This window comes from Mycobacterium sp. PSTR-4-N, assembly GCF_022348085.1.
Taxonomy (GTDB): Bacteria; Actinomycetota; Actinomycetes; order Mycobacteriales; family Mycobacteriaceae; genus Mycobacterium.
In genome coordinates this window covers 14,735-36,427 of sequence record NZ_JAKRFN010000013.1, presented here as the reverse complement: position 1 = coordinate 36,427, position 21,693 = coordinate 14,735, and the positions used below count along the sequence as shown (strand labels likewise).

At 70.2% G+C, this 21,693-nt stretch carries 21 protein-coding genes; 8 read left to right on the top strand and 13 right to left on the bottom strand.

Going from position 1 to position 21,693, the window contains the following annotated elements:
• Positions 1–63: 63 nt before the first annotated feature.
• The gene (locus MHN84_RS17700) at positions 64–1,047 is read right to left on the bottom strand and encodes an NAD-dependent epimerase/dehydratase family protein (protein WP_241205815.1); all 984 of its coding nucleotides are present in this window, start codon (positions 1,045–1,047) and stop codon (positions 64–66) included.
• Positions 1,048–1,113: 66 nt separating this feature from the next.
• Here MHN84_RS17700 and MHN84_RS17695 point away from each other — a divergent pair, with 66 nt between their 5' ends.
• On the top strand, positions 1,114–1,962 hold the full coding sequence (locus tag MHN84_RS17695; RefSeq protein ID WP_241205814.1) for a carbon-nitrogen hydrolase family protein: 849 nt from the start codon (positions 1,114–1,116) through the stop codon (positions 1,960–1,962).
• 55 nt (positions 1,963–2,017) lie between these two features.
• Here the strand turns inward: MHN84_RS17695 and glnA are convergent, their stop codons facing one another.
• Positions 2,018–3,454, bottom strand: coding sequence for a type I glutamate--ammonia ligase (glnA, locus tag MHN84_RS17690; RefSeq protein WP_241205813.1), 1,437 nt, complete (start codon positions 3,452–3,454; stop codon positions 2,018–2,020).
• A gap of 147 nt (positions 3,455–3,601) precedes the next feature.
• On the opposite strand from glnA, the gene MHN84_RS17685 reads away from it, so the two are divergent.
• Positions 3,602–4,066 (top strand): RDD family protein, encoded by a 465-nt coding sequence (locus MHN84_RS17685; protein WP_241205812.1) that lies wholly within the window; start codon positions 3,602–3,604, stop codon positions 4,064–4,066.
• Here MHN84_RS17685 and MHN84_RS17680 read toward each other — a convergent pair.
• The 6 genes from MHN84_RS17680 to sucB form a co-directional block, all read right to left on the bottom strand.
• Complete coding sequence (locus tag MHN84_RS17680) at positions 4,063–5,901, bottom strand: amidohydrolase (protein WP_241205811.1); 1,839 nt, start codon at positions 5,899–5,901, stop codon at positions 4,063–4,065. The two genes, MHN84_RS17685 and MHN84_RS17680, sit on opposite strands and share 4 nt — an antisense overlap.
• 82 nt (positions 5,902–5,983) lie before the next feature.
• Positions 5,984–6,739, bottom strand: a complete 756-nt coding sequence (locus MHN84_RS17675; RefSeq protein WP_241205810.1) for a DUF4191 domain-containing protein — start codon at positions 6,737–6,739, stop codon at positions 5,984–5,986.
• Between the two features lie 13 nt (positions 6,740–6,752).
• Entirely contained in the window at positions 6,753–7,697 is a 945-nt protein-coding gene (gene lipA, locus MHN84_RS17670; protein ID WP_241205809.1) for a lipoyl synthase, read from the bottom strand.
• Positions 7,694–8,380: a lipoyl(octanoyl) transferase LipB gene (lipB, locus tag MHN84_RS17665; RefSeq protein WP_241205808.1), complete on the bottom strand. Its 687-nt coding sequence runs from the start codon at positions 8,378–8,380 to the stop codon at positions 7,694–7,696. Before lipB ends, lipA begins: the two co-directional genes overlap by 4 nt.
• Positions 8,381–8,390: 10 nt before the next feature.
• Complete coding sequence (locus MHN84_RS17660; RefSeq protein WP_241205807.1) at positions 8,391–9,302, bottom strand: TIGR01777 family oxidoreductase; 912 nt, start codon at positions 9,300–9,302, stop codon at positions 8,391–8,393.
• A gap of 12 nt (positions 9,303–9,314) precedes the next feature.
• Positions 9,315–11,126 (bottom strand): 2-oxoglutarate dehydrogenase, E2 component, dihydrolipoamide succinyltransferase, encoded by a 1,812-nt coding sequence (gene sucB / locus MHN84_RS17655; RefSeq protein ID WP_241205806.1) that lies wholly within the window; start codon positions 11,124–11,126, stop codon positions 9,315–9,317.
• A 166-nt stretch (positions 11,127–11,292) separates the two neighbouring features.
• Here sucB and MHN84_RS17650 point away from each other — a divergent pair, with 166 nt between their 5' ends.
• Together MHN84_RS17650 and MHN84_RS17645 are read left to right on the top strand one after the other, a co-directional pair.
• Entirely contained in the window at positions 11,293–11,643 is a 351-nt protein-coding gene (locus MHN84_RS17650; RefSeq protein ID WP_241205805.1) for an oxidoreductase, read from the top strand.
• A gap of 13 nt (positions 11,644–11,656) precedes the next feature.
• The gene (locus MHN84_RS17645; protein ID WP_308192959.1) at positions 11,657–12,991 is read left to right on the top strand and encodes an SDR family oxidoreductase; all 1,335 of its coding nucleotides are present in this window, start codon (positions 11,657–11,659) and stop codon (positions 12,989–12,991) included.
• Between the two features lie 5 nt (positions 12,992–12,996).
• Here MHN84_RS17645 and MHN84_RS17640 read toward each other — a convergent pair whose 3' ends face one another.
• Entirely contained in the window at positions 12,997–14,517 is a 1,521-nt protein-coding gene (locus MHN84_RS17640; RefSeq protein ID WP_241205804.1) for a leucyl aminopeptidase, read from the bottom strand.
• A 28-nt stretch (positions 14,518–14,545) separates the two neighbouring features.
• Here MHN84_RS17640 and gcvT point away from each other — a divergent pair, with 28 nt between their 5' ends.
• Together gcvT and MHN84_RS17630 are read left to right on the top strand one after the other, a co-directional pair.
• Positions 14,546–15,655, top strand: a complete 1,110-nt coding sequence (gcvT, locus tag MHN84_RS17635) for a glycine cleavage system aminomethyltransferase GcvT (RefSeq protein ID WP_241205803.1) — start codon at positions 14,546–14,548, stop codon at positions 15,653–15,655.
• Positions 15,656–15,687: 32 nt separating this feature from the next.
• Positions 15,688–16,791, top strand: a complete 1,104-nt coding sequence (locus MHN84_RS17630) for a branched-chain amino acid aminotransferase (RefSeq protein WP_241205802.1) — start codon at positions 15,688–15,690, stop codon at positions 16,789–16,791.
• Here MHN84_RS17630 and MHN84_RS17625 read toward each other — a convergent pair.
• Genes MHN84_RS17625 through MHN84_RS17615 form a run of 3 tightly spaced genes read right to left on the bottom strand, consistent with a single transcriptional unit; the run spans position 16,788 to position 19,245 of the window.
• Positions 16,788–17,519, bottom strand: a complete 732-nt coding sequence (locus MHN84_RS17625; RefSeq protein WP_241205801.1) for an adenosylcobinamide-GDP ribazoletransferase — start codon at positions 17,517–17,519, stop codon at positions 16,788–16,790. The two genes, MHN84_RS17630 and MHN84_RS17625, sit on opposite strands and share 4 nt — an antisense overlap.
• A gap of 2 nt (positions 17,520–17,521) precedes the next feature.
• Positions 17,522–18,565: a nicotinate-nucleotide--dimethylbenzimidazole phosphoribosyltransferase gene (gene cobT, locus MHN84_RS17620; RefSeq protein ID WP_241205800.1), complete on the bottom strand. Its 1,044-nt coding sequence runs from the start codon at positions 18,563–18,565 to the stop codon at positions 17,522–17,524.
• An 8-nt stretch (positions 18,566–18,573) separates the two neighbouring features.
• Positions 18,574–19,245 (bottom strand): DUF3043 domain-containing protein, encoded by a 672-nt coding sequence (locus MHN84_RS17615; protein WP_241205799.1) that lies wholly within the window; start codon positions 19,243–19,245, stop codon positions 18,574–18,576.
• Between the two features lie 80 nt (positions 19,246–19,325).
• On the opposite strand from MHN84_RS17615, the gene MHN84_RS17610 reads away from it, so the two are divergent.
• Together MHN84_RS17610 and MHN84_RS17605 are read left to right on the top strand one after the other, a co-directional pair.
• Complete coding sequence (locus MHN84_RS17610; RefSeq protein WP_241205798.1) at positions 19,326–20,411, top strand: glycerate kinase; 1,086 nt, start codon at positions 19,326–19,328, stop codon at positions 20,409–20,411.
• Between the two features lie 90 nt (positions 20,412–20,501).
• The gene (locus tag MHN84_RS17605) at positions 20,502–20,879 is read left to right on the top strand and encodes an iron-sulfur cluster assembly accessory protein (protein ID WP_241205797.1); all 378 of its coding nucleotides are present in this window, start codon (positions 20,502–20,504) and stop codon (positions 20,877–20,879) included.
• Between the two features lies 1 nt (position 20,880).
• On the opposite strand, the gene MHN84_RS17600 is transcribed toward MHN84_RS17605, so the two are convergent.
• On the bottom strand, positions 20,881–21,537 hold the full coding sequence (locus MHN84_RS17600; protein WP_241205796.1) for a hypothetical protein: 657 nt from the start codon (positions 21,535–21,537) through the stop codon (positions 20,881–20,883).
• Positions 21,538–21,693: the final 156 nt, after the last annotated feature.

Sequence of the window (21,693 nt, the reverse complement as noted above, 5' to 3'; positions counted from 1 at the left end):
CAGTCACCGCGGGGGCTTACCCCACGGAGCACGGATCGACACCGGTTTCGGCTGTGAGCCTGCTCAATCCAGCGTGCTGGCGAGTGCGGCGAGCGTCTCCTCCGAGGTGTACCGGGGGCGCCAGCCGAGCTCGACCTTCGCCTTCTCGGTGTCCATCACCACCGACGTACGCCCCGCGTGCAGCCACTCCAGGGCCGACGGCACGAAGGGCAACACCGACAGGACCTCCGAGGTGACGACCGCCGCGGCCCGGGGCACCTTGATCGGGAACGCACCCAGGGCGTCGCCGACCTGCGACATCGACACCACACCGTCGCCGGCGATGTTGTAGGCGCCGGGCGGGGCGGTCTGCGTCGTGGCGGCCAGCGCGATGGCCGCTGCCACGTCGTCGTGGTGCACCAGCTGCAGCGGGGTGCCGGGGTCGGGAAACGGTCGCAGCACGGGCAGCACCCCGGAGATGCGCCGGATCGGCCCGGGGAGGTGGTTCCACGGCATGGCGTCGGCGAGCGCGGGCGCGTTCGGCCCGGCGACGATGCACGGCCGCAGCACGAAGACCTCGAGACCTGAGCCTGCCGTGATCTCGGTCAGCGCGGCTTCGCATGCCGCTTTCTGCTCGGAGTAATAGTGCTCGGCCGAGCCGCGGGGCGCCACGTCCTCGGTGATCGGTACCGGGTTGTCGGCGTGGTAGCCGTAGGCGGCCACCGAGGACGTGTAGACGAGACGGCGGGGACGGGCGGCCGCGACGGTCGCCTCGAACACGTTGCGGGTGCCTGCCAGGTTCACGCGGGCGCTCTCGGTGCGGGTGCCCATGATGATGAAGGCCAGGTGGACCACGACGTCGACATCGGCGACGAGGGCGTCGACAGCGTCCCGGTCGAGGATGTCGCCCTGCCGGTAGGTGGTCTTCGTCCAGTGCTGCGCCTGCGGATCGAAGGGGCGGCGGGCCATTCCGACGATGGCCTCGACGCCGGGATCGTCCTCCAGAGCCGCGATGGCCGCCTTGCCGATCTCGCCGGTGGGGCCCGTGACGCCGACGCGCAATGCCATGCCGGCCAGATTGCCGCTTTGTCCGCGCGCGAAACCGGCGGGAAGCGTTCGGTGAGAATGGATGCCATGTCCCGAGAACTGTCCCTGGCCCTGGTCCAGCACGATGCCGCGCACACACCTGAGGGCTTCGGCCGCGAGCTGCGCCTGCTGACCCGCCAGTATCCGGCCACGTCGCTGTTCGTGTTCCCGGAGCAGCACCTGCTCGGTGACTGGGACCCGTGGGATCCGGCCAGCACGCAACGCCACGCCGAACCGCTCGACGGGCCCCTGTGCCGCGCTGTCGGCGAGCTCGCCGCCGAGCTCGGTGTGTGGGTGGTTCCCGGCAGCATCCTGGAACGGTCCGACGACGGCCGCATCCACAACACGATGGTGGTCTTCGCGCCGACCGGCGAGCTCGTCGCCGCGTACCGCAAAGCGTTCCCGTGGCGGCCCGTCGAGACCACCGAGCCAGGTCGGGGCTTCGTCACCGTGCCGGTCCAGGACGCCGTCGTCGGGCTCACCGTCTGCTACGACGCATGGTTTCCGGAGGTGTCGCGGCAGCTGTCCTGGATGGGCGCCGAACTGCTGCTCAACGTCGTGCTCACCCCGACCGCGGACCGTGCGCAGGAGGTGGTGCTGGTGCAGGCCAACGCGATCGTCAACCAGGTGTTCGTCGCGAGTGTGAACGCCGCGACCCCGCGGGGGCAGGGGCGCAGCCTGCTGGTCGACCCGCAGGGGCGGATCCTCGCCGCCGCGGTGGGCGCCGAGCCGACCGTGCTGGCCACGACCATCGACCTCGAGGAGGTGGCGCGCACGCGCAAGTTCGGCACGGCCGGCGTGACGCGACCGTGGTCGCCGTTCACCGAGACCGATCAGCCGATAGAGCTGCCCGTCTACGACGGCAGGATCGACCCGGCCTCGTGGAGCCCGTCATGAGAAACGCCCGCTCGGTCTGCGACCGAGCGGGCGAATCCTTCTGCCTTACAACGACTTACACGTCGTAGTACAGCGAGAACTCGTAGGGGTGAGGCCGGATCTGGATCGGCATGATCTCGTTCTCCCGCTTGTAGGAGATCCAGGTCTCGATCAGATCCTCGGTGAACACGCCACCCTCGGTGAGGTACTCGTGGTCCTCTTCGAGCTTGTCGATCACCGCCGCCAGCGACGTCGGCGCCTGCGGGATGTTGGCGGCCTCCTCCGGCGGCAGCTCGTAGAGGTCCTTGTCGACCGGCGACAGCGGCTCGATCTTCTTCTTGATGCCGTCGATGCCGGCCATCAGCATCGCCGCGAACGCCAGGTACGGGTTGCCCGAGCTGTCCGGGCAGCGGAACTCGAGGCGCTTGGCCTTCGGGTTGTTCCCGGTGATCGGGATACGCACGCACGCCGAGCGGTTGCGCTGGCTGTACACCAGGTTGATCGGCGCCTCGTAGCCCGGGACCAGACGCTTGTAGGAGTTCACCGTCGGGTTGGTGAACGCCAGCAGCGACGGCGCGTGGTGCAGGATGCCGCCGATGTAGTGCCGTGCCATGTCCGACAGGCCCGCGTACCCGGACTCGTCGTGGAACAGCGGCTTGCCGTCCTTCCACAGCGACTGGTGGGCGTGCATGCCGGAGCCGTTGTCACCGAACAGCGGCTTGGGCATGAAGGTCACGGTCTTGCCGTTGGCCCAGGCGGTGTTCTTGATGATGTATTTGAACAGCAGCACGTCGTCGGCCGCGTGCAGCAGCGTGTTGAACTTGTAGTTGATCTCGGCCTGGCCGGCGGTGCCGACCTCGTGGTGGCCGCGCTCGAGGACGAATCCCGCGTTCTGCAGGTTGGTCGCCATCTCGTCGCGCAGGTCCACGTAGTGGTCGTAAGGCGCGACGGGGAAGTAGCCGCCCTTGGGGCGGACCTTGTAGCCGCGGTTGGCGCTGCCGTCGGCTTCGAACGGCTCACCGGTGTTCCACCAGCCGGATTCCGAATCCACCTCGTAGAAGGTGCCGTTGATCCTCGAGTCGAAGGTGACCGAGTCGAAGATGTAGAACTCGGCTTCGGCGCCGAAGTAGCAGGTGTCCGCGATGCCGGTGCTGGCCAGGTAGTTCTCCGCCTTGCGGGCGACGTTGCGCGGATCGCGCGAGTAGGCCTCACGGGTGAACGGATCGTGGACGAAGAAATTGAGGTTCAGCGTCTTGGCGGCGCGGAACGGATCGATACGAGCGGTGGCCGGATCGGGCAGCAGCATCATGTCCGACTCGTGGATGGACTGGAACCCGCGCACCGACGAACCGTCGAAGGCGAGACCGTCCTCGAACACGCTCTCGTCGAAGGCCGACGCCGGGATCGAGAAGTGCTGGACGACACCGGGCAGGTCACAGAAACGGATGTCGACGTACTCGACGTTCTCGTCCTTGATCAGCTTGATGATGTCGTCGGCGGTCTGTTCTGCCACTCTTTGCTCTCCTTTGACATTGATGGCCCGCGGCTGACGCTAAGGACACGATGTTGCGCGGCAGTCAACCGGATGTTGCGTGGACGTTACGCGTGCGGTCCCGGCCGCCGTGGCCAGGACCGCACGCCGCGACACTATCCTGGCGATATGGCGCGTACGTCCCGTTCCGGTCTCGGCTCGTGGCTGTCCGGGCCGGGGACGCCCGAGCCCGGCACCTACCCGGGCGAACGGCTGGGCCTGCCCAAGGACGGCCCGGGCTCGATCGCCCGCTTCGGCCGCCGCATCGCGGCGCTGATCGTCGACTGGCTGATCGCTCTGGGTCTTGCGGCTCTGGTGGTGGCACTCGGTTCGTTCGATCTGCAGGTGCAGACGGTCCAGCTCGTGGTCTGGTTCGTGGTGGGGGTGGCGTCGGTGCGCCTCTTCGGGTTCTCGCCCGGACAGTTGGCGCTCGGCCTCGAGGTGGTGCCGGTCGACGGCCGGATGCACGTCGGCGCCGGACGCGCGCTGGCACGCGGCGTGCTGATCGCGTTGGTCATCCCGGCGCTGTTCACCGACTCCGATCTGCGGGGCCTGCACGACCTGGCGACCAAGACCGCGGTGGTGAAGCGCTAGACCTGGTGGACGACCGTGCCGTTCATCATCGTCGTCGTCACTGTCGCCGCGTGGATGTCATGCGGATCGATCTCCAGCAGGTTGCGATCCAGCACGATCAGATCGGCGCGTTTACCCACTTCCAATGAGCCCACCTGGTCGTCGAGACGCAGCTGATGGGCCGCCCCGAGCGTGTTGGCGTGGACCGCCTCGGCGACCGTGAGTTTCTGCTCGACGGGCACCAGCACCGGGGCGTCCGGTCGACCGATCAGCTGACGCGTCACCCCGATCTGGATCGAGTCGAGCGGCTTGTAGGTGGAGAAGTATCCCGCTGCCGGCCAGTCGGTGCCCAGCGAGATCCGTCCGCCGGACCGCAGCACATCCTGGGGGCGGTACATCAGGTCAGCCCGGGGCTTGCCGTAGCGCGCGGCCATGTTCTGCAGTGTGTCCGGGTCCGCCGAGAGCCAGTTCGCGGAGAACTGCGCGATGACGCCCAGCTCGCCGAAGCGCTGGTTGTCGGGGTCTTGGACGTAGACGAGGTGCGCGATCGTGTGCCTGCGGTCGCGGGGCGGATTGGCAGCGATCGCCGCCTCGACGGCGTCCAGCGCGACGCGCACCGTGCGCTCGCCGCAGGCGTGGACGTGCACGTCGAACCCGGCGGCGTCGACCTCCTCGACCAATTGGCGCCACTGCTGTTCGGTGAACGGCGATCCGCCCGTGGAGTCCGGCTTGTCGGCGTACGGCTCGATCAACCAGGCGGTGTAGCCGCCCTGGGTTCCGTCGCCGATCACCTTCACCACACCGACGGTGACCAGGTCGGTGGCGATGCGATCCCGAATGCCGGTCAATTCGGCGACAGCATTGTCCACCGGCGGTGACTTGACGCTGTAGGACGCGACGACCCGGAACGGCAGCGCGCCCTGCTTCTCGACGTCGGTGTAGAGCGCGATCAACGCGCCCTGGTCGTCCCCGATCGGGGGCACCCCCGCGTCGAACACGGTGGTGATGCCCGCCGCCGATGCCTTGGGCAGCCAGCCGATCAGCAACGTCTTCATGGTCTCGGGCGAGATCGGCTCGATGGCGTTGACGATGCCGAGGACCGCCGTCACCTCCAACACGTAGCCCGTCGGGTCGCCGTTCTCGTCGCGCACGTAGTAGCTGAAGCCGGGAATCGGATCCTGCGTCGCGCGCGTCACCCCGGCGATCTCCAGGGCCTTGCTGTTGGCCCACAGGCTGTGCCCGTCGATGGCGAAGAAGAAGCCCGGCCGGTCGGGCAGCACCCGGTCGAGATCGGCGCGCGTCGGTCCCTCCGGGCCGAACATGTCCACGCGCCACCCGAATCCGCGCACCGGCCCGTCGGGGTGCTCCTTCGCATAGGCGGCGATCGCGTCGAGCGCATCCTGCCCGGTCGGCACCTGCAGATCGACTCCGGTGGTCAGGAAGGCGCCCAGGAACGGGTGGATGTGGCCCTCGACGAAGCCCGGCATCACGAACCCGCCGGCCAGGTCGACGACCGTGGTGTCCGGCCCGGCGAGCGCCGTCGCGCCTGCGCTGTCGCCGACGTAGCTGATCACCTCGCCGGTGACGGCGACGGCCTCGGCCCAGGGGCGATCGGTCGCGACGGTGTAGACACGGCCGTTGTGGAACACGGTGTCGGGAGCGCGCTGCGCGCCCGCAGCGGTGGTGGTGACCGGCGCCTGCGACCCCGTCCCGCACGCGCCGGCCGTCGCCACCGCGGCCGTCGTCACTGCGGCGGCGCGTAGAACCGAGCGGCGCGTCAGCGGGGCTTGTCGTGAGGCCGAGCTCGTCTGGCCGAACGCGGCGAAATGCGGCGCCCACTCACAGGCAGTGCACATGGTCCGTCCCCCCTTGGGCGCGACGGCCCGCAGCGAATTGTCGCCGCCGTAGAAGGGTGTGGCAAGCGTGACGCGCGAGGCGTCAGCGGCGGCGCACGGTGCGCTGTACCCCGCGCATCTTGGCCTGTGCCGGCAGCGGCCCCTTCGGCATCGCGGCGGGACCGACCTTGGAGCTCAGTGCCGCCAGGCGAGACTCCAGCGAATCCATCTGCTTGACCGTGATGTTGGCCGGCAACCGGGTCAGATGACGCTCGAGCTTCGACAGCGGCACCTCACCCTCGCCGTTACCGATGATCACGTCGTAGATCGGCACATCGCCGACCAGGCGGGCCGTGCGCTTCTTCTCCTGCGCCAGCAGCGGCTTGAGCCGGTTCGGCGCGCCCTCGGCCACGAAGATCACGCCGGGGCGGCCGATCACCCGGTGCACCGCGTCGAAGTGCCCCGTCGCGGCGACCCCGGGCGTCACCCGCCACTTGCCCCGCAGGTTGTCCAGCGCCCACGCCGCCGCGCCGGTCTGTCCCTCGGCCTTGCGGTACACCGACTTCTGCGCGCGGCGACCGAAGATGATGAACGCGACCAGCGCGCCCAGCACGATGCCCAGCGGGATGAGCATGAACATCGTGAAACCGCCGCCCGCGAAGAGGCCGGCGACCACCGACGCGGCCACGATCAGCACGAACGCACCGATCATGTACGGCAGCAGCCGCGTGTCCTCTTTGCGCTGGATCTGAAACGCCTGCCACAGCTGACTGCGGCGCTGCTTCGATGCGGCCTTGCGGGCGGCCTTCGCCTCGGCCTTCGCCGCTTTGACCTCCGCCGAGTTACGCGATTTCGCCATGGGCTCAGGATATCTATGGGGTGGGTGTCGGTTGCGCGGACCGCGACGCGATCGTCTGCGCGTACAGCTTTCCGGCCCGGTACGACGAGCGCACCAGCGGTCCGGCCAGCACACCGGCGAAGCCGAGTTCGGTCGCGAACTGCTGATGCTCGACGAACTCGTCGGGGTGCACCCACCGTTCGACGGGATGGTGACGCGCCGACGGCCGCAGGTACTGGGTGATCGTGACGATGTCACACCCCGCCTCGTACAGGTCGCGCAGCGCGGCGCGCACCTCCTCCGGCGTCTCACCCATGCCGAGGATCAGATTGCTCTTGGTGACCAGGCCGTCGGCGCGGGCCATCGTCAGCACCGACAGGCTGCGCTCGTACCGGAACGCCGGCCGGATGCGCTTGAAGATGCGCGGCACCGTCTCGACGTTGTGCGCCAACACTTCCGGCCGCGTCTCGAACACCTGCGCCAGCTGCTCGGGGTCGGCGTTGAAGTCGGGGATGAGCAGTTCCACCCCGGTGTTCGGGTTGAGCGCCTTGATCTGACGGACCGTCTCGGCGTAGAGCCACGCGCCGCCGTCGGGCAGGTCATCGCGCGCCACCCCGGTCACCGTCGAGTAGCGCAACCCCATCGCCTGCACGCTCTCGGCGACGCGGCGTGGCTCGTCGCGGTCCAGCTCGGCGGGCTTGCCGGTGTCGATCTGGCAGAAGTCGCAGCGGCGGGTGCACTGCTCACCACCGATCAGGAACGTCGCTTCGCGGTCTTCCCAGCACTCGTAGATGTTGGGGCAGCCGGCCTCTTCACACACCGTGTGCAGGCCTTCGCGGCGCACGAGTGACTTCAGCTCGGTGTACTCAGGACCCATCTTGGCCCGGGTCTTGATCCACGGCGGTTTGCGCTCGATCGGCGTCTGCGCGTTGCGCACCTCGAGCCGGAGCAGTTTGCGGTTACCGGGATCGACACTCACTGCATCGATGCTACTGCGTGCCCGGCCACGGGGAGGCGGCCGTCGAGCACGTCACACACCGCATCGGCGACCGGGCCCAGAACATCGTCGACGGTGATGTGCCGGCCCAGTTCGGCGCTCAGCGACGTCACGCCGGCGTCGCTGATGCCACACGGCACGATCGAGCCGTAGGCGCCGAGATCGCAGTCGCAGTTCAGCGCGAAGCCGTGCTGGGTGACCCCGCGGGCCACCCGGATTCCGATCGCGGCGATCTTGCGTTCCGGACGGGGCCCGTCGGCGGCCAGCCACACGCCGGAGCGGCCCTCGACCCGGCCGGTCTGCAGGCCGAAGCCGGCGCACACGGCGATCAACGCCTCTTCGAGACGGCGGACGAAGTTCACGACGTCCAGCGGCTCCGCGAGCCCGATGATCGGATAGCCGACGAGCTGCCCCGGGCCGTGCCAGGTGATCTTGCCGCCGCGGTCGGTGTCCACGACGGGCGTGCCGTCAGTGGGGCGCTCCTCGGGCAGCGTGCGGCGCCCGGCGGTGTACACCGGGGGATGTTGGAGCAGCAGCAGTTCGTCGGGGGCGCCCGCGACCCGCGCCGCGACGATCTCCCGCTGCAGATCCCACGCGTGCTGGTAGTCGACCGTGCCCAGCCGGCGCACCACGACACCGTCGCTGCTCGACCGGATCGATCCCATGGAACCGACGTTACTCACGGCTGCCCGCGGTGGCGAACGCCAGCGCCTCACCGATCGTGTTGTGGCGGAACCGGAACCCGGCCTGCTCGAGCGCCGCCGGGATCGCCCGCTGACCGCCGAGCACCCCCTCGTCGGCGAACTCGCCGAGCACCGCACGCAATGCGAAGCCGGGGACGACGAACGGGGTCGGCCGGTTCACCGTGCGGCCCAGTGCCGTGGTGAACTCCGCGTTGGTGACCGGCGCCGGGCCGGTGAAGTTCACCGGCCCCGCCAGGTCGTCGTGGGTGATCGCGAACAACAGCGCACGGATCTGGTCTTCCAGGCTGATCCAGGAGATGTACTGGCGTCCGTTGCCCAGCCGTGCGCCCAAGCCCAGCGAGAACAGCGGTCGAATCCTCCCGAGCATGCCGCCCGACGGCGACATCACCAGGCCGGTGCGGGGGAGCACCACACGCACTCCCGCGTGCGCTGCGACGGTCGTCGCGGCCTCCCAGTCCACGGTGAGCCGCGCGAGGAAGTTCCGTCCGGGCGGGGCGGTCTCGTCGACCGGGCGGGGACCGGTGTCGCCGTAATACCCGACCGCACTGGCGTTGACGAGCACCGGAACACCGGCGTCGACGACCGCACGCGAGAGCACTTCGGTCGGCCCGATCCTGCTGTCGCGCAGGCTCTGCTTGAACGCGCCGGACCATCGCTTCTCGCCGACGTTCACGCCGCACATGTTCACCACGGCCGACACGCCTGCCAGAGCGCTCGCGTCGAACTCTCCGGTGTCAGGGTTCCAGTACACCTCGTCGGCGTTCGACGGTGCACGCCGCACGATGCGGATCACCCGGCGATCGGTGGAGCGCAGCGCATACACCAGCGCCGTCCCGATCACACCGGATGAACCCGCAATCGCGATGACCGAATCCGGGGGCATCGACACCGTCGTCTACAGCCCCAGGTCGGCCTCGAAGGCCCCCTCTTCGAGGCGCCGTTTGATCGTCGTGACGAACCGTCCGGCGTCGGCGCCGTCGATGAGGCGATGGTCGTAGGTCAGCGGCAGGTAGCTCACCGAGCGCACACCGATCGACTCGTTGCCGAACTCGTCGACGATCACCCTCGGCCGCTTGACGATCGCGCCGGTGCCCAGCATCGCCGCCTGCGGCGGGACCAGGATCGGGGTGTCGAACAACGCGCCCTGGCTGCCGATGTTGGTGATGGTGAACGTGCCACCGGAGAGCTCGTCGGGCTTGAGGTCACCCGAGCGGGCCCGCGCGGCGATGTCGGCGATGGCGCGGGCCAGCCCGCCCAGGGACAGATCTCCGGCGTTCTTGATCACCGGCGAGAGCAGACCCTGCTCGGTGTCCACCGCGAAACCGAGGTGCTCGGCGTCGTAGTAGGTGATCTCCTTGGAGTCCTCGTTGTAGCTGGCGTTGACGTTCGGGTGCAGCTTGAGCGCGTCGATGACCGCCCGCGCGATGAACGGCAGGTAGGTCAGGTTGACGCCCTCACGCTCGCTGAAGCCGGCCTTCGCCTTGGCCCGCAACGCCACGATCTTGGTCATGTCGACCTCGTGGACCTGCGTCAGCTGGGCCGTGGTCTGCAGCGATTCCCGCGTCTTCTTGGCGGTGATCTGCCGGATGCGGTTGGCCTTCTGCGTGGTTCCGCGCAGGTGCGCCAGCGCGCCCTCGGGGGCCGGGACCGGGGCCGACGTCTTGCCCGGAGCCTCGGCGGCGGGTGCCGGCTTCGACTCCTCGGCCGGCTTCTTCGCCGACTCGGCGGCGGCCAGCACGTCCTGCTTGCGGATACGGCCACCCACACCGGTGCCCTTCACCGCGGACAGGTCGACGTTGTGCTCACTGGCCAGCTTGCGCACCAGCGGGGTGACGTACGGACCGGAATCGCCGGATGACGAGCCGGCCGGTGCCGGCTCCTTCTTGGGCTCGGGCTCTTTCTTGGGTTCGGGCTTGGACTCAGGCTCGGAATCTTCGGCCGGCTTGGTCGTCGGCTTGGTGTCCTCCGGCTCCGGCTCGGGCTCCGGTTCCGGTTCGGGCTCGGGCTCCGGTTTGGGTTCCGGTTCGGGTTCGGGTTCGGGTTCGCTGTCGGCCTCACTGGCGTCGCCGATCTTGGCGAGCTCGCCGCCCACCTCGACGGTGTCGTCCTCCTCGGCCGTGATCGACAGCAGCGTGCCGGCCACCGGCGAGGGGATCTCGGTGTCGACCTTGTCGGTGGAGACCTCGACGAGCGGCTCGTCGACCTCCACGCTGTCACCGACCTCCTTGAGCCAGCGTGTGACGGTGCCCTCGGTCACCGACTCGCCGAGCTCGGGCATCAGCACCGGTGTGGACTTGCCGGATCCGCCCGACGACTTCTTCGGCGCCGGCTTCTCCTCGGGCTCCTCAGCGGCAGGTTCGTCGGAGTCGTCGTCAGCGTCATCGGCGGACTCGGCCGCGGGCTCCTCGGCCGGCTCCTCCTCGGCGCTGTCGTCACTGCTGTCGTCGTCGCCGCTGTCGTCGGACTCGTCGGCGTCACCGATCACGGCCAGCTCGCCGCCGACCTCGACGGTGTCGTCCTCCTGGGCGACGATCTTCTTCAGCACCCCGGACGCGGGGGATGGGATCTCGGTGTCGACCTTGTCCGTCGACACCTCCAACAGCGGCTCGTCCTCCTCGACCGTGTCGCCCTCCTGCTTCAGCCAGCGGGTGACAGTCCCTTCGGTAACGCTCTCTCCGAGTGCGGGCATCTGGACGGAGATGGCCATAGTGTCGTGGCTCCCTTGCACGGTCGTTCGTGGTCGAATTCACGGTCTCGAGGTGTCGGTTCCCCATCCTGTCACGTCCGCTGCGACGTTTCGTCGCAGACGCGTGCACCGACCGTTCTGGCACTATCGAATCGAGGGGTTCGGCAGTGGGAAGGAGCGACCCCAGGTGGGACTGTTCGACGCGCTGAGGGGCCGGCGTCGTGGTGCAGGTGCGGGCACTGACCGGGCAGCCGATCTGCGCTACCTGCAGCAATGGGTGGCCGGGCACACCGGTGTCGAGGCTTTCGTGGAACCCCAGACGACGGTCACCGACGTGACTGTGGTGCTCGTGGCCGCTGACGGCGAATGGACCCGGCGTCGCGCGGGCGGCTACGCCGGCGCGCGCAAGCTGTCCGACCGACTGAAGATCCCGGTCTACGACGTGCAGAAGGTGGGCTACCCGCAGCGCATGCGCGACTACGACGAACGCCGCCGCATCGAGCGCAAACGCGCCGCCCGCGAGGAGTTGGATCGCTAGTAGCGTGCGGCGCGTGGACATCGACGAGCCGACCATCGTCGCGGTGCATGCGCACCCCGACTCGCCCCGTCTCTGGGACGGAATGACAGCGCTACTCGGCGGCGCGCACGTCGTGCACACCGACCCGACCGGGCTGGCCGCCGCCATCGCCGGCCCGCGGCCCGTGCACGTCGTCGCGCACGGACGTGCCGTGCCCGCCGTGTGGGAGGCGCTCTCACGGCCCGGTACCGCGGTTGCGTCGGTGACGGTGTCGGAGCCGGCGCGGCGGCGGTTCGGGCGACGGCGCCCGACGGGTCCCGCGCGGCGTGTCGACGTCCCGGTCCAGCTGATCGTCTCGTCCGGCCGCGCCGACGACGTCACCGCGACGGTGCCGCGGCTGTGGCGACGCGAGGTCGCCATCGGGCACCCCGCGCCGGACACCCACGCCGAGCTGTTCGCCCGCGCCGTGCGTCAGTTCGTCGAGCACCTCGACGGCGCGCCCGCGGCCCGAGGGTTGCGACGCGCCGAGGTGCGGCAGGGCCGGCGTCCGTTCGACGACACCCTGGTCTCGGTCACCGGCGCGGGCAGCGGCATCGGCCGCGAGACCGCGTTGGCATTCGCCCGCGCCGGCGCGGAGCTGGTGATCAGCGATGTCGACGCCGACGGGCTCACCGAGACCGCCCGCCTGCTCGCCGAAGTCGGCGCCACCGCGCACCGGTACCTCGTCGACGTGGCCGACGCCGCGGCCGTCGAATCCTTCGCCGACGAGGTGTGCGAGCAGCACGGGGTGCCCGACGTCGTGGTCAACAACGCCGGCGTCGGGCATGCCGGCTACTTCCTCGACACCCCCGCCGAGGAATTCGACCGCGTGCTCGACATCAACTTCGGCGGCGTGGTCAACGGGTGCCGCTCGTTCGGCCGGCGGATGGTCCAGCGGGGGACGGGCGGGCACATCGTCAACATCGCCTCGATGGCGTCCTACACGCCGGTCAACGTGATGAACGCGTATTGCACCTCGAAGGCGGCGGTGTTCATGTTCTCGGATTGCCTTCGCGCCGAACTGGATTCGGCCGGCATCGGCGTCACCACCATCTGTCCAGGAGTGATCGGCACCAACATCGTCGACACCACCCGCTTCTCTCTGCCCGAGTCCAGGCACGCCGACGCAGACAAGCTGCGGGCCCGAGTCAGGCGCGGATTCGCGGTGCGCCGCTACGGTCCGGAGAAGGTGGCCCGTGCCATCGTCAGCGCGGTCACGCAGAAGAAGGCGGTGCGTCCGGTCACTCCGGAGGCCCACCTCGTGTACGCGGTCGCGCACGCCGCACCGGCGGCCATGCGCAGCGCCGCCCGCGGCGGAAAGATCGTTTGACGCGCTCAGCCGTTGACTGCGATGTCCTCCAGGACCGCGAACATCGTGCGCGTCGGCACGCCGGTACCACCCTTGGGCGTGTAGCCCCACGGCCCGCCCGAGTTGTAGGCGGGCACCGCGACGTCGATGTGCGCCCAGGCCACGCCCTCGGCGACGAACTCGCGCAGATACGTACCGGCGACCAGCATGCCGGCGTTGCGGGACGCGCTGACGTTCGCCAGATCGGCCACCGTCGACTTGAGGTCGTCCTTGAGTTCCTCGGGTAGCGGCATCGCCCAGCCGTTCTCGCCCACCGACTGGGAGATCTCGGCGACCCGGTCGCGGAATTCGTCACTGCCCATCACGCCGGGCGTGCGCGCCCCGAGCGCGACCATCTGTGCACCGGTCAGCGTCGACGTCTCGATCAGGTAGTCGGGCCGGTCCTCGCAGGCCCGCACGATCGCGTCGGCCAGGATCAGCCGGCCCTCGGCGTCGGTGTTGAGCACCTCCACGGTGGTGCCGCCGTACTGCGTCAGCACATCACCCGGGCGCTGCGCGGTTCCCGACGGCATGTTCTCGGCCATCGGCACCGTCGCGATCACGTCGATCGGCAGCTCGAGGCGGGCCGCCAGCACGACGGTCGCGATCACCGCGGCCGCGCCGCCCATGTCCGAGGTCATCTGGTGCATGTTCGCCGCCGGCTTGATGGAGATGCCGCCGGTGTCGAACGTGATGCCCTTGCCCACCAGAGCCACCGTCTTCGCCTTGCGGCCCTTGCCGCCGCGGTGGGCCAGGCGCACCAGGCGGGGCAGCCGCGATGACCCCTTACCGACGCCGATGATGCCGCCGTAGCCGCCCTTGGTCAGCGCCTTGTCGTCGAGCACCTCTACGTCGAGACCGGCTGCTTCGCCCAAAGCCTTTGCCCGCTTGGCGAATTCGTCGGGAAACAGGTGGCTCGGCGGAGTGTTGACGAAGTCGCGGGCCGTGGCGACGGCTGTCGCGATGGCCTCGCCGCGCGCCGCGGCGTCCTTGGTGGCCGACTTCGTGTCCGCGGTCAGGGCCGTGATCTTGCGCACGCCGGCATCCTTGGGGGCGGTCTTGGCGCTGCGGAACTCCGTGAAGCGATAGGACCCCATGATCAGGCCCTCCACGGCGGCTTCGGTGTCCAGCAGCGACAGCGTGGTCAGCACCGACTCCACACCGGTGACCGACCGTGCGGCCGATCCGGCGGCCCGCCGGATGGTCTCGGCCGGGTACTCGTCGCGGCTCTTGCCCAATCCGACCGCCAGCACGCTGCCGACCGGCAACGACGCCACCGGCACCCGGGTGACCTGCTCCGCGCCGCCCTTGGCGCCGAGCGCCGCCAGCGCCGCCTCGATCTCGGCGACCACGCGTGCGTCCAGATGCTGCGTGGCGACGAGCTTGGCCACCGGCTCATCCCCGACGCTTGCGACCGGCACGATCAGCACCGACGACTCGACCTTGCGCTTGGGCAGCGCGCTGGCGACGGTGACGGCGGGGGACTGGTAACCGACTGGGGTGCTCACGGGGATTCACCCTAGCCACTGCCTACTAATGTGGTTCGGCGTGAGTGACACACCGTTGACCGGCCCGCTCGAAGACCGGCATCGCGAGCTCGGGGCCACCTTCGCCGAATTCGGGGGCTGGCTGATGCCGGTGTCCTACTCGGGCACCGTCGCCGAGCACACCGCCACCCGCACCACGGTCGGCCTGTTCGACGTCAGCCACCTGGGCAAGGCGCTGGTCACCGGTCCGGGCGCAGCCGAGTTCGTCAACGCCGCCTTCACCAACGATCTGGGCCGCATCGGCGCTGGGAAAGCGCAGTACACGCTGTGCTGCACCGACGAGGGCGGCGTGATCGACGACCTCATCGCCTACTACGTCTCCGACGACGAGATCTTCCTGGTGCCCAACGCCGCCAACACCGCCGACGTCGTCGCCGCGCTCATCGAGCGCGCGCCCGCCGGGGTGACGGTCACCGACGAGCACCGCTCACGGGCCGTGCTCGCCGTGCAGGGCCCCCGGGCGGCCGACGTGGTCGGCGGGCTCGGGCTGCCCACCGACATGGACTACATGGGGTTCGCCGACGCGGTGTTCGACGGCGTCGACGTCCGGGTCTGCCGCACCGGTTACACCGGCGAGCACGGCTATGAGTTGCTGCCGACGTGGGATCAGGCGGGCGTCGTGTTCGACGCTCTGGTCGAGAAGGTGCGGGCCGCCGGCGGTGAGCTCGCCGGTCTCGGGGCGCGCGACACGCTGCGCACCGAAATGGGTTATCCGCTGCACGGCCACGAACTCTCGCGCGACATCTCGCCGCTGCAGGCGCGCTGCGGGTGGGCGGTCGGGTGGAAGAAGGACGCGTTCTGGGGGCGCGAGGCGCTGCTCGCGGAGAAGGAGGCGGGGCCGCGGCGCACGCTGCGCGGCTTGCGTGCCGTCGGTCGCGGGGTGCTGCGCGGCGAGTTGACCGTGCTCGACGGCGACACACCCGTCGGCATCACCACCTCTGGAACCTTCTCTCCCACACTGAAAGTCGGCATCGCGTTGGCGCTGATCGACACCACCGCGGGCATCGCCGACGGGGGCCGCGTGACGGTGGACGTGCGGGGCCGCGCCGTCGAGTGCGAGGTGGTCAAACCGCCGTTCGTGGACACCCGCACGCGATAAATCCCTTCCCGGGCGGTTATACAATCGCAGCCATGACTGAAGGCCTCTCGTTCACCGTCGATCGCACCGCGGATCCGGCGAGTGACGAGGTACGGGCGCAGGTCCTCGGCAACCCCGGGTTCGGCAAGTACTTCACCGACCACATGGTGTCGGTCGACTACACGGCCGAGCAGGGGTGGCACGACGCCCGGGTGCTGCCCTACGGGCCCATCGAGCTCGATCCGTCGGCGGTCGTCCTGCACTACGCGCAGGAGATCTTCGAGGGTCTGAAGGCTTATCGCTGGAACGACGGGTCCATCGTGTCGTTCCGGCCGGAGGCCAACGCGGCACGGCTGCAGACCTCCGCGCGCAGGCTCGCGATCCCGGAGCTGCCCGCCGAGGTGTTTCTCGAGTCGCTGCGTCAGCTCATCGCGGTCGACGGGCAGTGGGTGCCGCCGGCCGGCGGTGAGGAGTCGCTCTACCTGCGGCCGTTCGTCATCGCGACCGAGCCGGGGCTCGGCGTGCGCCCGGCCGACCGGTACCGCTACCTGGTGATCGCCTCACCCGCCGGCGCGTACTTCCCCCGGGGCATCAAGCCGGTCAGCGTGTGGCTGTCCCACGAATACGTGCGGGCCTCGCCGGGCGGCACCGGTGCGGCCAAGTTCGGCGGCAACTACGCGGCGTCGCTGCTCGCGCAGGCCGAGGCCGCCGACCACGGCTGCGATCAGGTGGTGTGGCTCGACGCGATCGAGCGCCGTTACGTCGAAGAGATGGGCGGGATGAACCTGTTCTTCGTCTTCGGCAGCGGCGGCACCGCGCGGTTGGTCACCCCCGAGCTGTCGGGCTCGCTGTTGCCGGGCATCACACGAGACTCGTTGCTGCAGTTGGCCACTGACGCCGGGTTCGCGGTCGAGGAACGCAAGATCGACGTCGACGAGTGGCAGAAGAAGGCCGCCGCGGGGGAGATCACCGAGGTGTTCGCCTGCGGCACCGCCGCGGTCATCACCCCGGTCTCCCACGTCAAGCACGCCGACGGCGAATTCACCATCGCCGACGGGGAACCCGGCGAGATCACGATGGCGCTGCGCGACACGCTGACGGGGATCCAGCGCGGCACCTTCGCCGACACCCACGGCTGGATGACGCGGCTGGGCTAGCGGATCGCCAGGCCCACCGCGGCGATCGTCGTCGTCACCTCGACGGCGGCGCCGAGCACGTCGCCGGTGATACCGCCGAACCGGCGCACGCAGTGGCCGACCAGCGCCATCGCCGCGGCCACCGCCAGGACCACCACGAGCGGGCCCTGCCAGGCCGTGCCGCACACCGGCACGGCGGCCGCGGCGGTGCAGGCCACCCACGCCCAGCCCACCCAGGCCGGCTGCACTCCTGCGACCGCAGCCCCCAGCGAGCTCCCCGGCGCCGCAGGCACGCCGCGCCGGCACGCCATCACCGCCGCGACCCGGCCGGCCACGACCGCGACCAGCACGCCGGCCCACCCCGCCTGCGCGAACGCCAGCGTCTGGATGAGCACCGTCGCCGCGACAGCCGCCACCCCGAACGGGCCGGCCGTACCTTCCCGCATCACGGCCAGCGCACGCTCCGGCGGGCCGTAACACCCCAGCGCGTCCGTGGTGTCGGCCAGGCCGTCGATGTGCAGGCCGCGGGTCGCCAGCAGCAGGGTCGTCACCGCCAGCGCGCCGGCGAGCGGAGCGTCCGGGCCGAAGGCCCAGAATCCCGCCGCCAACACCGCCGCGGCCACCCCGCCCAGTGCCGCGCCCGCGATGGGCAGTGCGGTGATCACGCCCCGGCCGACGAGCGCGGTGCGCGACGCAGGCACCGGCAGCACCGTCGCGAACGCGAAAGCGCCCGCCAGGGAACGGATCACGGTCAGCCCCCGGAGATCCCGGCCTCTTCGAAGGTGGCCATCGACGCGAGCGTGGCGACGGCGGCGCGCAGCACCGGCAGCGCGACCAGGGCACCGGAACCCTCGCCGAGGCGCATCCCGAGATCGACGATGGGCGTCAGCGAAAGCTCATCGAGCGCCATCCCGTGCGCGGGCTCGGTGGACCGGTGCCCGGCCTGCCACCACAGCCGCGCGCCCGGCGCCAGCCGCTCGGCGGCCAACGCCGCCGCGGTCACCACCACGCCGTCGAGCAGCACCGGGGTGCGGCGAAGTGCGGCCTGAGCACAGAACCCCGTCATCGCCGCGAGATCGGCGCCGCCGCAGATGCGAAGCAGCGCAACCGGATCCGCCGACAGCCGCTTGGTGCGGTAGAGCGCATCGCGGATCGCGGCGGTCTTGCGCTTCCAACCCTCGTCGTCGATGCCGGTGCCCCGCCCCACCACCGCCACCGGTTCGGCCCCGATCAGCGCCGCCACCAACGTGGTGGCCGGGGTGGTGTTGCCGATCCCCATGTCGCCCGCGATCAGCAGGTCCGCACCCGCGTCGACCTCGTCGTCGGCGATGCGCCGGCCCACCTCGATGGCGGCGACCACCTCGTCGGGGCTCAGCGCGTCCTCGACCGCGATGTTGCCGCTCGAGCGACGCACCTTGTGCTCGCCGGCATCCGGCGACAGCGGCTCCTCGGTGTCGACCGCGATGTCGACGACGCGCACTCCCGCGTCGGCGAGGCCGGCGAGCACGTTGACCGCGGCACCACCGGCGGCGAAGTTGGCCATCATCGCCGCCGTGACCTCGGCCGGGTAGGCCGACACTCCCGCCGCGGTGACCCCGTGGTCGCCGGCGAACACCACCACCCGGGCACGCTCGAACTGTCGTGGCGGACATGTGTTCTGGCACGACGCCACCCAGACCGACAGGTCTTCGAGGCGGCCCAGCGCGCCGGCGGGTTTGGTCAGCTGCGCCTGCCGGGCCCGCGCGGCGGCGGCTGCGTCGGGGTCGGGCGCGGCGATCTCGGGGAAGTAGGACACCGACGGCGTCAGTCGATTGTCGCGCCGCGCTCGACCTGCGGTCGCGGTGCGCGCATCCGCCGCAGCTGCGACGCACGGCTGGCGGCGTAGAAGCCCAGCTTCCACCCGGATTCGGTGTTGCCGGGGAACTTCTGATCGACCAGCCGGTTCGCCCGGCGGCCCAGGAAGAAGCCGTCGACGATCATGATCAGGACCAGCACCAGCATCGCCGGGGAGATCAGCTGCTGCACCTGGACCGAGGGCACCGCCAGCATGACCAGGATCAGACCCAGGGCCGAAGGCATGAACAGGCCGAGCACGTTGCGCCGCGAGTCGACCAGGTCGCGCACATAACGGCGCACCGGGCCCTTGTCGCGCGGCAGCAGGTAGGCATCGTCGCCGGCCATCATCTTCTCGCGACGCTGCGACATCGTGGCGCGGCGCTCGATCTTCTCTGCTTTGCGCTCCTCGCGGGAGAGCTTCGGGCCCCGCAGCTCCTTGCGGCGCCGCCGCGCCTCCGCGCTGGTCATCGGCGCCGGTGCGACCGGTCCGCGCCGGCGGCTCGCCTCGTTGCGTTTCGGGGTCGGTCTGCCCTTGGGCGCGGTGGTCACCCGGCCGCTCGGCGCGGCGTCCACGACGTCGTCGTCGGCGGGGACCCGATCGTCCCCGGAGTCGTCGTTCTTGCGGCCCAGCAGCTTCACATGTGCCAGGTTACTTCGCGGGTGCCGGCATGACGTAGCCCGCCGTGCGCCACCTCCGGCACCGACTTAATCTTCCGAAGATGTCTGCTGAGACGAACCGGGCGATGACCCGGACCGTCCTGATCGCGCCGGACTCGTTCGGCGACAGCCTCACTGCCGTCGAGGCGGCTCGCGCCGTCGCGACAGGATGGGCCCGCTCGCGCCCGCAGGACCGGCTGATCCTGGCGCCGCAGTCCGACGGCGGACCCGGCTTCGTCGACGTCCTGGCCAGCCGGCTGGGCGAGCGGCGCACCGAACGGGTGAGCGGTCCGTTGAGCGCCGACGTCGACGCCGACTGGGTGTTCGACCCCGGCCCCCCGGCGACCGCCTACATCGAATGCGCCCAGGCGTGCGGCCTCGCCCTGCTCGGCGGAACGCCCACCGTGCGCACCGCCGTCGACGCCCACACCCGCGGGGTCGGGGCGCTCATCGCGGCCGCCCTGGATGCGGGCGCACGCCGCATCGTCGTCGGGCTCGGTGGCAGCGGCAGCACCGACGGCGGCCGCGGCATGATCGAGGCGCTCGGCGGCTTGGCCGCCGCCCGCGAGCTGCTGGCCGATGTCGAGCTGGTCGCCGCCAGTGACGTCGAACATCCGCTGCTCGGCGCGCGCGGTGCCGCGGCGGTGTTCGGACCGCAGAAGGGTGCCGACCCCGCCACCGTCGAGCTGCTGGAACAGCGGCTGGCCGCATGGGCCCGGCAGCTGGAGGACGCCGCGGGCGCAGCGATCCGGGACGAGCCCGGGGCGGGTGCGGCGGGCGGACTGGGCGCGGCGCTGCTCGCGCTGGGGGCGCGACGCGAATCCGGAGCGGCGATCATCGCCTCGCACACCCGGCTGGACGCGGATCTGGACGCCGCGGACCTGGTCATCACCGGTGAGGGCCGCTTCGACGACCAGTCGCTGCACGGCAAGGTGGTCAGCGCACTGGCAGCGGGAGCGGGCCGGCGGGGCGTGCCGGTGCTGGTCATGGCCGGTCAGGTGACGCTGACTGACGCCGAACGCAGCGAGGCCGGCATCGCCGCCGCGCACGCGGTCGCCGAGCACGCCGGATCCGTGCGTCGAGCCATCGACGACGCCGCCGAGCAGCTCACCGGCCTGGCCGCCGCGGTCGCGGCAACCTGGACGTAGATGGGGAATAGCGCCGCGACAAGGTACCGTTGAACGCGTGGGGTCACGGCGTTCGGGCCTCACCCACGAACATCCCACACAGGAGTATTCATGACTGTTCAGGACGAGTCGGCAGTGCAGGCAGGACAGGCCACCGACACCCAACACGGCGTGATCCTGACCGAGGCCGCGGCGTCCAAGGCGAAGGCACTGCTCGACCAGGAGGGTCGCGACGACCTGGCGCTGCGGATCGCGGTGCAGCCGGGCGGCTGTGCAGGGCTGCGTTACAACCTGTTCTTCGACGACCGCACCCTCGACGGCGATCTCACCGTCGAGTTCGGCGGGGTCAACCTCACCGTGGACCGGATGAGCGCGCCGTACGTGCAGGGTGCCAGCATCGACTTCGTCGACACGATCGAGAAGCAGGGGTTCACCATCGACAACCCCAACGCCACCGGCTCGTGCGCCTGCGGCGATTCCTTCAACTGACCTAGTACTGGCCTGCCGTGCGCGGCAGGTAGGAGCACACCAGCACGTCGTTGTCGACCGAGACCAGCTGCGCGATCGCTTGCTCGTCGGCATCGGCGGGCTGGTTTCGTGACGACCGGCTCTGCGGCGTCACCTTCATCGTGAACAGCACCTGCGCCTGCGTCGGCGACGAGAGGACCATCTTGTCGATCGAGGTCACCTGAGCGCTGCTGTACTGCTTGCGGAATGCGTCGCTGGACAGGCTCGCCAACGCGAGATCCGACCGGCGCTCCTTGACCGCGTCGAACAATCCGCACAGGCTGTGTCGCGCCACCGTCTCGGCGTCGCCGCCCGACAGCGCGTCGAGATAATCCTGGATCGCGGTCCGTGCCGACGCTTCGGTCAGTGCGCCGCTGGGAGAGCTGTCGCCCGAGCCGCGCGTCAGGACGATGGCGGTGACGACGCCGGCCACCACGAGCACCGCGACGACAGCGGCCACGATCGCCAGCCAGCGCCGTCTGCGCGGGGGATAGGGCACGGGCGGCGGAAGCGCGCCGGGATAGGCGGCGGCGAAGCCCGCGTCCGGATAGGGCTGGGGCTGGGACTGTCCGTAACCCCCGGGGTAGTCCTGCGGTCCTGCTGGTCCAGCTCCGTAGTGGGGCGGGTAAGGACCAGTCATACATGAACTCCCGGGCAGGTCGATGGATTGCGTGTGTGGATTGTGTTGCCTCTACAGTGGCCCACTGAGGGCTCATAGGCAGGTTAGCGCACGTGCGCAGGCTGCTCCGGTAGGCGAAGAGCCTGCCGACGAGGCCCAGCTAGGGTGTCTGACGAC